Genomic DNA, 10647 nt, shown 5'->3' with positions numbered 1-10647 from the left:
GCGATGAGGTTTACAGGTTTCGCGGCTGCGGCCGCGGCGGCACTCGCTGCGATGGCTACGGCGGCGCACGCTCAGCATGCCGGTCATGGCGATCATTCTGCCCATAGCGCACAAATTGCGGCGCCGGACGCGCTCACGCAACAGGCGCAGGCCGTGCTCGTTGCTTACCGCGACGCATTGGTTGCCCGTGACGAGGCGGCCATGCGGACGCTGTTTGCCGCGGACTCGCTGGTGTTCGAGAATGGCAAGGCCGAGGGCACGTTCGCTCAGTACATGGAGCACCATCTCGGCCCGGAACTTGGCGAAATCACCGAGTTTACGTTCACCAATCCGACGGTGAACGTCCGGATGGTCGGTCATGTGGCGTATGGCCAGGAAACTTACCGCTACCGGATCGCCCTCACGGATGGCCGTGTAATCGAGCGCGACGGGGTTGCGACGTCCGTACTGACGCACGAGGATGGCAACTGGAAAATCGTCCAGTACCACTCCTCGTCACGCGCGCCGCGCCAGAACTGATCAACCGACCGCGATGACAGGCCAGCGTTCGCGCAAGCTGCGACTGCACATCTTCGGTAGCAAGGTCCACAAGTGGCTCGCAGTCTTCGTCGGTGTGCAAACCCTCCTGTGGATGGCAACCGGGACGATCTCAAACGGATCCTGGAAGTCGGGCATCGAGAACATCCCTTTAAGTTAGATCCTCTGGCATTTTTGAAACTTTTAGTCGCGAAATTTCAGCGTTTTACATCGAAGGATGGTCTTAACAATCCGCGGAAAAATATCGTGCTTTGAAGGGTAATCCATGTGAAAAGGTACCAAAATTAGTAAATCAAAATAGGATTGTAAGAATTGGTCGCATCAGATGCGATTTCAAAGGAAGCTTTTTATCCATCCAACTTACTTTGCCAACGCAATTTTTCGGTGCTCGATCCGATGGCACGTCGCGCATAGAACCTTCAGATCGTCCAGCGTGGTTTCGTGGCAATGAGAGACCTGCGATAAAGGGATGGTGTGATGAACATCTAGCCCCGCGTCGAAGAATGCAGGGCCGTGAAGTTTCCCTGGTTCGAACCCACAATGCTCGCACGCGAGCGTTCCTGTCGCGGCTAAAACTGCGGCCTTCTTCTCTTTCATAGCAACAGGCGATCGTTCGCGTCGAAGATGGACAACACGTTTGGGGTTTCCCTCTGCCCACCGACGGTCGTCATACTCATTCGGAAGTTGGGCCGTAGCGGCCGTCTCCTCCAAGTCACTAGGCAGAACGGTATACTTGTCGATGATCTGATACCCAGCGGCTTGCAGCAGTTCGAACGAGGGCTGCGACCAACCAGCGCTGAAATGTGCTGGGAAGGCTTCGATGCCGAGAGCCATCTCAAGCGCCAATCCAAACACCTTTTTCGGCGGGAAGCGAAGCCCGCCTGGCGTAACCAAATCATAGTCTCATGAGTCAGCAAAGTTGGGAGCGTCTTCGCCTACAGCGAGGCGACGCACCGCTTCATGAATGTGCGCAGAGGTCACACGGCGCTGGTCGGTATTCGACAAACGCTGAATGGCGCTCACGGCTGTATTCGCTCCGGCGGACAAGATGCTCGACAATTCAGAAGCCGAAGCTCCTGGCACAGCAAACCGGATGCGACGCCACGCACCTCGACTTGCGCTTCCCGCGTTCATGGCCGACACCAAGATGGCGAAGCGGGAATCAAATGGCCCGCTCAGCTGGCGCGACGTAGCGAGGCGGCGTTGATCGAGCGGCAGATGTTCTACCGGGCGGCTGTCGAGATATACGGTGAAGGGCAAGCCTGCGCCGTCCAGTTTCTCCATTATGGCCGTAACGGCGAGCTTGTAGTCGGGGTTGCGCGCGGTCGTGCCGGAACCGCTGCGACTATGGACGACGAGCGTCTCATAACCGGCCTCGACCAAAGCGTTGAGCCTAGAGCCGTCAGCCTGCGTGATTTTGATGGGGCTCATTTGCGCGACCACAGCTCTCCCCGCTCCGCGTGTTCCGAGATTGGCTTAGATCCACCCGGGCGACAAGCGATCCGCGTTGAGAGCGCAGCGCGGGAGAAGAATGCTGTTTGCAGCAACCTTTTCACCCCCCCTTACCAAAACTCTTCGGCCGCAATTTTCTCATATTCTCGGCGCAGTCCTCTTCGATCAGGAGGTGCACGATGAGCGAGCATGGAATTCTATCACCCAAACGCTGCGCGATCTACACGCGCAAGAGCACAAACAAGCGATTGGATCATGATGTCAATTCGCTCGTAACCCAGCGCGAGATCGCCAGCGCATATGTCCGAAGCCAGCAATACAAGGGCTGGGTGGAGCTGTCCGATACCTATGACGATGGAGGGCATTCCGGCAGCGGACTGGAACGGCCGGCTTTGGCCCGCCTCATGCAGGATATCGAGGCCGGGCAGATCGACACTGTGGTGGTATACAAAATCGATCGACTGACGCGCAGCCTTCTCGACTTTGTGCGGCTTATCGAGATGTTCGATCGCCGAAACGTCTCCTTGGTTTCCGTATCGCAGGCGTTCGACACGTCCGACAGCATGGGACGAATGATCCTCAACGTGCTGCTCACGTTCTCCCAGTTCGAACGCGAGATGATCGCTGAGCGAGTGCGCGATAGCATCCGCACCCGCAAACGGCATGGAAAGGTTCATGGCGGTCTGCCGCCCTTTGGCTACATCGCAACGAGAGCCGGTTTGAAGGTGGAACCCGCCGAAGCGGAAATCGTGCGCTTCATCTTTTCTGAGTTTCTTCGGACCGAGCGTTACACCGCCGTGATGACCGCGGTTCGCGAGGCCGGGATGTGCAGCTCGGTGAAGCCAACGGCAAAAGGTGAGCCGCGCGGGGGAAAAGCAATATCGCCAAGCACCGTCTACGGCATCCTTCAGAACCCGATCTACATCGGCGAAATTCGAGGCCATGATCAAAACTATCCTGGCGAACACGAGCCTCTCGTCGATCGCGCAACGTGGGACCGCGTACAGGCGCTTTGCATCAAGAGACGGAAGCGGCCACCGGATGCCAAGGAGACTAGGCACTTTCTCGCCGGCTTGCTGTGGGATGAGTTGGGACGGCACATGCTGCTCGACCTCAACTGGCATCGCGGGAAAACATACTGTGCCTATGCGTCGAGCAACGCGATGTGGTCCCAGAAAGAGTACCGCCGTGCCTATCGCGCCAATGCCGACGATCTTGACCGTCTCGTCATCGCGACCGTCGCGCATTTCATGGCAGACCGCCGCTGCTTGAGAATGGCGCTCAAGGCTCTCGGCGTTCTTGGCGATGAATTGGAAAACCTTGCCGAGCAGGGCGCACAAGCGGCCGACCGCATTGCCGCAGTTCCGGCCGAGGACCGAAAAGAGGTGTTCGCCGCGATCCTGGTGCGAATTGAGGTTGGCGAGGATGAGCTCACCCTGACCTTTCGCGGGCTCGAACTCCGCCGCTTTCTCGAATGGAATGGAAGGGGTAAATTTTATGGAAGGCACGCCGACTGGCCATGCAGCGATGCTCGCTGGGAGCACAAGGTCGCGGCACGGGTCGTCACAGCAGAACGATGGCCGTCCCTTCATATCAATCCGCGCGATCCGGCGCAGGTTGCCAATCCCGACAAAAAACTAATCAGCCTCATACGCAGTGCACGGAAGGCGCAATCACTCGTCGAGGATAACCGAGATTGGTCGATTGAGGAGCTAGCGCGAAAGCAAGGCTGTCGACCCGCCCATTTCGCGAGACTCGTCCGCGTCAACTATCTTGCCCCCGACATCACGACTGCAATCCTTGACGGACGACAGCCAACGGCGCTCACTCGTGATCTCATTCTAAGGTCTAACGTTCCGACGGACTGGGGTCTCCAGCGTAGACTTTACGGGTTTGCCCAGCCCGAGAGGGCAATTGCTCCGCGTAATCTATTCGGACGCGGTATGTGGCCCGGCCGGCCTGCTGAGTGCGAGGTGGATTAGCTTGACGGGGTGTCGGCATCGTGTGGTGCTAGAGCAGCTAGCCGGTCTTTGACTTTCCGCCACAACGCCATCCCGTCGTAGTCGCCCTGCTCGAGAAGTCGGTCTTGCTGTTGCGCGATGTACAGCCACCCATCCGCGCCGTGATGCTTCTCGACCCACAGCGCCATGCCCCAGATTTCTTGATCTCGGTTCATTGAATTCGAACCTGCGCGGATGGGGCGGTCGGGATGTTATGCGTCGCGAAAGGTGGGGGCTTGATCATCACCCCCATTCCGCCCAGCTGATGATTGCTATCGCTAGCAATGCGAGCATCCCGATCGCGCCCAACACCATGCGTCCCTGCGGCGTCAGCACCAGGGCTGCCTCCGCCCGGTCCAAGTCCTTGCTAGGCCTTCGCGAACGAGCTGATCGCCAAGCGATTGGCCATCGCGGGTGATGACACGCAGCAGGCGCCCATATTGATCACGGTCACGCTCTCCGATCGATTGAAGCTCGAACGCGCCTGCATTTAGAAGCTCGGCGAGCCGGACTGTCGCGCGACGACCGAGCTCTGCTTCGCCTTCGCATTGCGGCTGCGAGACTTCCGGGGTGTCTATATCGGCAATCCTGATCTTTTCGCCCTCGAGCCAAAAGGTGTCGCCGTCGACCACGCAGGTGACGCGCATGGGCCCATCGCAGATTGGCATCGCCGAATTTTCCGGCAGCACGCTCAGCGCGGCTAGCTGTGTAGCTGGTTGCTGGTTCGCCGATGAATCACTTGTAAGGATGAAGCCGCCGACGAACGTTCCGATGAAGGCGACAGCCGCAAGACCGAGTGATCTGACGCCTTGCTTTTTGCGCCGTCTCTGACGAGCTCGGTCGAGCGAATGGAGCTGATCCTTATCGTAACTCGGTTGCTTCATCTCTCGCCAGTCTCAAGCTCGCGGAGCCTAGCTACGATGCGCTGGCAAAGATCCTCCGGGACCACTCGCCCTAATACGGCTTCTCCCACTGTCGGACAGCAATCGAGATCATCAGCGAGCGATAACCTGTCGATCACTCGCAACCCACCCCGTCGTTGTCTCGATCCAGGTGTCTACCGTAACCTGGCTGGCCGCGCCTAACTGGGGCTGCGCCTGCCGCGCGCGCGGCGTCACAATTCGGATAATATACCTCGCCGCTAGTGGCTCGCTGGGGCGCTGGGGTCGAGCCGCGATGGCAATGGCGCGTTCCGGTGCTTCTATCGTTGTGACAGCCGTCTGCTGCCAACCGTCCGCCATGCCCGTAGGCAGGCGAAGGCGCCGACAAGGTCAGCACCGCGCTAGCGATCAACGCGATCATCGTGAGCGCTGATAGGCGACCTAGCAGGAGCTCTACCGCGCGATCTCGCTTCGTCGGGGGCTCGTGCCTGTCTGTGTCCAGCAAATTTTTCATATACCCCAAGTCACTCGCAAGCTGCCGCGTTCGATTGCGATTGCGTCTACACACAGCTGGTTACCGACGAAATAAGCGTTGAACTGTAACAGGGTCAGCGTGCGGCCAAAGCGCTTTGTACTAGAGCGCTCGCTTTCGACCATGTCTGCATCGACCGGCACGCTCGGCTGGCCATATGCGCTAAGCGGCAACGTGAGCGCAGAGGGCCGTTCTCTGGCCAGCGCCGTCGCTCAAGCGCCCTCCGCAGCTGCTCGCAGCGCACCTAAACGATTTTCCTACTTGGAACATTTCTGGAACAAGCTCCATCCCCCTCGATTCGGAGATTGCCATGCTCGTTCTCGACGCCGGCCTGCTCGCCGCCTTCGCTGCCATCATCACCGCCTGTTCGACCTTGGTGTGGTCTCTGCGGCGGCAGCCTTGATGACTGCCCTCATCTCATTAGGACATCGTGCCGGTCTTCGGCATCCTCGCTATTCGCATCATAATTGAAAGTCACCTCACTCCAGTCGTCGACCAAGGTCCAGCGATCAAAGTAGCGGACTCCCTTCGACCCATACCCGTAGGAAATGACTTGGAACGAGGCGACGCCAAAGGGATTTTCAACGAAAAGTTCGAGCCTACTGGACCGCACTTTCAAGACACCGGGCTCAGTCTTTCGGGATTTGATTCCGTCAAAATCCGGCAGGTTGCAGTTCATCGCACCACGAAAATAAAAGCCCTCGTCAATGGGGAAGTCGCCAAGATTCATCGTGAGAAAGCGACCGAACTCCTTATGATCCAAGATCACCACGAAGCGTTCGAATGGATGGTCGCATACGATAAGCCTTTCGTTGTTCCGGTTCACATAAAGGCCGCTTTCGCTGTAGCGATTAATTGGAAGCTCCTCGCACCAGTTAGGGTGGCCACCAACTTTGTTGGACTGGAAGCGGTTAAACTCGATCATCTGTAAATCTCCAATGTTGGACGGCGTGGATCGCCGACACATTGGGTTTACGGGTTGACCATCTCGCGTCCGTAGTCGGCCGCAGCAGGTGCTACTCGGTTCCGACTTCGACATCCAACGGCTGATTGGGATCGCCGATTTGGGCGTAGTAGACCGGGACGCCGCCCTCAGATTCTGGATCTTCGAACCTAATGCGGAAGCTCGATCCGTTGAACTGCACATAGTCCGAAAACGCACCGTGAGCACCTTCGGTGGGGGTCACCACTCGAACATCGGTCAAACAGGTCACGGTAACGCGCCTCGGTCGCTCATCGTCGATCTGTCCGGCGCGCAGGTTCCGGTAATGAATGTTCGAGCGATCCATTTCCCGTCTGATGGCGGCCGCCGCAAAGACTACCTGGTCATCGGAAATTTGCGCGCGCGACATTCGATCGCTCATTAGGGTCCGCATGATGGCGGTCCTGAACGCTTGCGAGACTTCGTCGATCACATCCTGATTAGTGCAGAGGCCAGCAAAATCGGGTTGTCCGATGTATTCACGTTGGTCGGCTGGCCCACCAGCGAGTTGCCGCGGGTCGTCCCCGAACGAGCCTGCGACGTCACCCCGACAGCGCACAAGGCGCCGGCCGTTGTCTTCTGAATCGATGACAAGAACGTTGCGGTGGGTATCGTCAATCTGAGAACTGTAATCGTCGACAGCGCCACCGAACGGGGCATCGACATACACATTGCCGAACGAGAGTGTGTTCCCGGTCAAACTCCACGTCGCAAAGCTCGATTGATAATGCTCTTGGCCACTTGGCGTCGTGTAGGCGAAGAGTTGGCGATAACTGCCGTCAGGACCAAACTCGACGAGCTCGGCAAGATTCCCGTTCCGCTGGTACAGGTGAGGGTTGTTGAAATCCTCGCACCGGGTTTGACCGTCCTCGCCGCCCATGGTGGCGTAAACGTAAGTCCCTACGATGCGCAGATTGGTTAGCGTGTTGCCACCTTCGAACCGCTTGCCTGATGGCCCAATGGATCGGTTAAAGGCTTGATCTTCTCCGGGCTCCGTTAGCGGTAGCAATGCAAGTAAGGCAGCGATGGCCACAAGCGCGCGAAATATCTTGCTGGTGCGCCACTCTGACTGAAGCCATTCGGCGAACAGGCGCAGGCTCCAGCCTTCTTCTAGCCTATCGTCGACCTCCTCCCACTCGGCGTCGACGATTTCTTCGTTGCGGCGCGTTCGCGCGCGGATGATGTCCGGCAGTTTAGCCATATCATGACGACCCCCGTGCGTGGTCCCGGCCATCGGTAGCCACGCAGGCATCCGCTCGCACGGTTTCTGTGCGCAGGTCAATATCGACCACAGCGAGGTATGGCTGGACAGCGAACCACCCCTGGCTTGCGGGACGACCGCTACAAGGGCTTGCTCGATCGTCTGAAGCATCGCCGCGCTGAACTCGGGATATCTCAGCGCGAACTGGGCGAGCGCCTACATATCCATCGGCAATTTGTATCGCGTGTCGAGCTCGGTGAGCGCCGCCTCGATGTCGCCGAGTTCGTAGACTTCGCTCAGGCTCTCGAACTTGATCCTGCGGCACTGGTTGAAGAGTTGATGCGAACATCGCGGTGAAGCTCTGGCCACATTCGCTGCAGCCACCCTTTTCCGACACCGCTATCACCACTCACCTGCCAGCATGATGGTGAGCACCCGACTGGTGACGGCGGGGTCAGCTGGGTCATCCGAGCCGAATCGCAGGCCACGGTCGTAGTAATCCACCTTCCACAGGAGGTCGGTGCCCCAAAGCGAGAGGTCGCCGAAGTCTCGCTCGCCGTGCGGATCGTTGTCGGCATCGAAGGCGTCGTAGGCTGCAAGTCGCTCTGCCAGCTCTGACGGATTGAAGCCGGGCGTCTCCATCACGCCCCGCGTCAGCATGATGGTGCCGCCGGTCTGTTCCTTGCGCAGCTGGTCGTTGAGCCTGGCGATGGCCTCGGCGCGGGGCAGCGCCTCGGTTACGGCGTTCACCCCCGCACCTGCTTGAGCAGATCGTCGATCTCCGGCTTGGCAGCGACGCCCAGTTCAGCAGCTTCGCGTGCCGGGGCCATGGCAGCGTCAAAGTCGTTCTCGGCCACCGCCTTGGCGAACAGGGCGGCATCGATGACCAGCGGCAGGTAAACGCGCTTGGCGGTCAGTTCGACCTTGAACCCCTTTTTGCGCAGCTTGGCCATCAGCGACGTGTCCGCCGCCAGCTTGTCCATGTAGTGGCTGAGGCCTTCGCGGAAGATGAGTTCGAGGTGCAGCGCGGTCGGACCTGCGCCGAGCGCCGCTGCAAGCCAGGTGTGATCGTCCTCGTCCTCGGCGTGTTCCACGATGTCCAGCCAAGCATCGCCGCGACCGGGGCGCTTGTTGGGCTTCCAGTCCGGGCAGGAAATGATGGCGGCCCATGCGGTCGTCACGACCTCGAACGGCGCGGGCACCGTGGTGCGCAGGGCCGCTATGATCTCGCGCAGCATCCAGTCGCTGAGGTAGCCTTCGGCGAGGCGGAAGTCCTGCTCGATTGCGGCGATGTTCTGCACGATGCGGCTGGCGGTCGCCGGATCCTTCGCCATGGCCAAGTGCTTCTGTTCGGTGGTGTCCATACCCCGTTCCCTTCTTCATTCTGTCAGGTTGTCGATCAGCAACGACGCCCGCCGAAAGCGGCGAACGAGCGGCTGATTCGAAATTTAGAAGGGTGCGATGCGTTGATCTAGAATTGGAGCTTGCTCGACAGCAGACGGATCGGCTTGCGCCGTTCCGCTTTGCCGGGATTGATTATTCCGGCGAAAGAGAGCGACTGATTGCGTCGCCTACCGCGTCCGAAGCAACTAAAGCGGGATCGGCGTCAACATGAGCGTATCGTTGTGTTGTCTGAGCTTGTGAGTGGCCGAGTAGGCGTCCAATCAGCGGCAACGACGCACCCTGGCCTACCGCTACGCTCGCCATGGTGTGGCGGAGATCGTGTAGGCGGACTCCTTCGACCTCAGCCTCGCTACAGACGGCCTTCCATGGTTTGCTGAGATTGATCATGCGCCCCGTCTTCCCTGCGCCAGGAAAAACATAGGGGGAACCTTGAGTGCGGCCTTTTTGCTCCTTCAACATCTTCATGGCGGCAAAGTTGAGAAAGACGGGCTTCGCACCCGACTTACTGTCTGGGAGGGCAGCGATACGCTGATCGAAATCAATCCATTCCCACTTCAATGACAAGATTTCATTGAGCCGAGCGCCGGTTAGGAGAAGCATTTTGATCGCGCAAATTGCCGCGACGGATACAGTTTTGCTTTCAAGAAGCTTATCCATCGCCGAGCCTATCTTCGCCAATTCTGACTGTGTCAGGTACCGGCTACGGGGCTTCTCTTTGAACCTTTCGACATGCCTGCAGGGGTTAGAACCGGGTTGTCTAAGCTCCCAGACCTCTGCCAGGTTCATCAAGCGAGATAGAAGGGCGAGCAGCCGATTAGCTTGATAGGGGGTTTCCGACATTCTTTTGTGAAAGACATCGACTTCACCTCGCGAAAGACTTTCCACCGCGCGTTTGCCGAAAGCTGGTTCAAGACCCTTGGTCCATAGCCTCTCGTATTCGCTTCGTGTTTGCTGCTTGCGTTGAGTGAGGTAATCTCGCTGATAGCGAGTCCAGACCTCTGCAAGAGTGCAAACGCTGCGTCGCTGCATCTTATCTGCTTGCGGATCATTACCGCTAGCAACTGCGCCAAGAGCTTGGCGCGCTAGTTGCCGTGCTTGGTCCAAGGTCAGCTTTCCATGCCGACCCAAAGTTAGCCATTTTTGCTTGGCTGATCGTCCACCAGACCCAGTCCGATATTTCACGACGTAGGTCTTCACGCCTTTTGCGGAACATTTGATTCCAAAGCCTGGCACACTCGACTCCCATAGAAAAGTCGGTGAGTTTGAAGACGCCGACAAAGCGTCCACCTGAGTCTTCGTGATCTTCGGCGTCGATGGCACAGTGTCCCTCCAAACAACCACATAGCAACCACCGTGCAGGGTGTGCAAGGGCATCGCAGAGCAAAGCAGCTCTCGCGCGCGCGAAAGCTTTCGCTTTGTTTCAGCGTGTTAAAGAATTGCATGGGCTGCAATAGCAGCCGGTGGGAATGTCAGATAGATAACTTTTAATCAGCGGGTCACAGGTTCGAATCCTGTCGGGCTCACCAATCCAGCACCCTGCAGCGATGAACGACGTTGAGAACCGGGTTCGGTTAACGCAAATTCAAGCACGATCGGCTAGGCCGTAAAGGTTGCAACAAAGGTGCCTTCGCGCGTGCGCCAATCCCGCCCTGTCTCTC

13 protein-coding genes are annotated in these 10647 nt (G+C 58.3%); 3 read left to right on the top strand and 10 right to left on the bottom strand.

Annotation, left to right across the window (positions count from 1 at the left end):
- The first annotated feature begins 3 nt into the window (after positions 1 to 3).
- Positions 4 to 519, top strand: coding sequence for a YybH family protein (locus GRI62_RS11560; protein ID WP_188669391.1), 516 nt, complete (start codon positions 4 to 6; stop codon positions 517 to 519).
- A 378-nt stretch (positions 520 to 897) separates the two neighbouring features.
- Here GRI62_RS11560 and GRI62_RS11555 read toward each other — a convergent pair whose 3' ends face one another.
- Both GRI62_RS11555 and GRI62_RS11550 read right to left on the bottom strand, forming a co-directional pair.
- Positions 898 to 1371, bottom strand: a complete 474-nt coding sequence (locus GRI62_RS11555; protein WP_131453480.1) for an HNH endonuclease — start codon at positions 1369 to 1371, stop codon at positions 898 to 900.
- Between the two features lie 69 nt (positions 1372 to 1440).
- Positions 1441 to 1968 (bottom strand): hypothetical protein, encoded by a 528-nt coding sequence (locus GRI62_RS11550; RefSeq protein WP_131453479.1) that lies wholly within the window; start codon positions 1966 to 1968, stop codon positions 1441 to 1443.
- Positions 1969 to 2168: 200 nt separating this feature from the next.
- Here GRI62_RS11550 and GRI62_RS11545 point away from each other — a divergent pair, with 200 nt between their 5' ends.
- Entirely contained in the window at positions 2169 to 3971 is a 1803-nt protein-coding gene (locus tag GRI62_RS11545; RefSeq protein WP_131453478.1) for a recombinase family protein, read from the top strand.
- Here GRI62_RS11545 and GRI62_RS11540 read toward each other — a convergent pair.
- From GRI62_RS11540 to GRI62_RS11520, 5 genes are all read right to left on the bottom strand, one after another.
- Positions 3968 to 4165: a DUF6961 family protein gene (locus tag GRI62_RS11540; RefSeq protein ID WP_131453477.1), complete on the bottom strand. Its 198-nt coding sequence runs from the start codon at positions 4163 to 4165 to the stop codon at positions 3968 to 3970. The genes GRI62_RS11545 and GRI62_RS11540 overlap by 4 nt on opposite strands.
- A 153-nt stretch (positions 4166 to 4318) precedes the next feature.
- Positions 4319 to 4873: a thermonuclease family protein gene (locus tag GRI62_RS11535; RefSeq protein ID WP_131453476.1), complete on the bottom strand. Its 555-nt coding sequence runs from the start codon at positions 4871 to 4873 to the stop codon at positions 4319 to 4321.
- 133 nt (positions 4874 to 5006) lie between these two features.
- On the bottom strand, positions 5007 to 5291 hold the full coding sequence (locus GRI62_RS11530) for an excalibur calcium-binding domain-containing protein (RefSeq protein WP_131453475.1): 285 nt from the start codon (positions 5289 to 5291) through the stop codon (positions 5007 to 5009).
- A gap of 523 nt (positions 5292 to 5814) precedes the next feature.
- Positions 5815 to 6327, bottom strand: a complete 513-nt coding sequence (locus tag GRI62_RS11525) for a hypothetical protein (protein WP_131453474.1) — start codon at positions 6325 to 6327, stop codon at positions 5815 to 5817.
- Positions 6328 to 6418: 91 nt separating this feature from the next.
- Positions 6419 to 7585, bottom strand: coding sequence for a hypothetical protein (locus tag GRI62_RS11520; protein WP_131453473.1), 1167 nt, complete (start codon positions 7583 to 7585; stop codon positions 6419 to 6421).
- A gap of 126 nt (positions 7586 to 7711) precedes the next feature.
- Between GRI62_RS11520 and GRI62_RS11515 the strand changes: the two genes are divergently transcribed.
- Positions 7712 to 7942 (top strand): helix-turn-helix domain-containing protein, encoded by a 231-nt coding sequence (locus GRI62_RS11515; RefSeq protein ID WP_199802252.1) that lies wholly within the window; start codon positions 7712 to 7714, stop codon positions 7940 to 7942.
- 45 nt (positions 7943 to 7987) lie between these two features.
- Here the strand turns inward: GRI62_RS11515 and GRI62_RS11510 are convergent, their stop codons facing one another.
- From GRI62_RS11510 to GRI62_RS11500, 3 genes are all read right to left on the bottom strand, one after another.
- Entirely contained in the window at positions 7988 to 8335 is a 348-nt protein-coding gene (locus GRI62_RS11510; protein ID WP_234032901.1) for a DUF3768 domain-containing protein, read from the bottom strand.
- Positions 8332 to 8949, bottom strand: a complete 618-nt coding sequence (locus tag GRI62_RS11505) for a hypothetical protein (RefSeq protein WP_131453471.1) — start codon at positions 8947 to 8949, stop codon at positions 8332 to 8334. Before GRI62_RS11505 ends, GRI62_RS11510 begins: the two co-directional genes overlap by 4 nt.
- A gap of 172 nt (positions 8950 to 9121) precedes the next feature.
- Entirely contained in the window at positions 9122 to 10363 is a 1242-nt protein-coding gene (locus GRI62_RS11500; RefSeq protein WP_131453470.1) for a tyrosine-type recombinase/integrase, read from the bottom strand.
- Positions 10364 to 10647: the final 284 nt, after the last annotated feature.

The sequence above is a fragment of the Aurantiacibacter arachoides genome (assembly GCF_009827335.1).
GTDB classification, from domain to species: domain Bacteria; phylum Pseudomonadota; class Alphaproteobacteria; order Sphingomonadales; family Sphingomonadaceae; genus Alteraurantiacibacter; species Alteraurantiacibacter arachoides.
The sequence above is the reverse complement of the archived record's forward strand: the minus strand, read 5'-3'. Positions and strand labels throughout refer to the sequence as shown.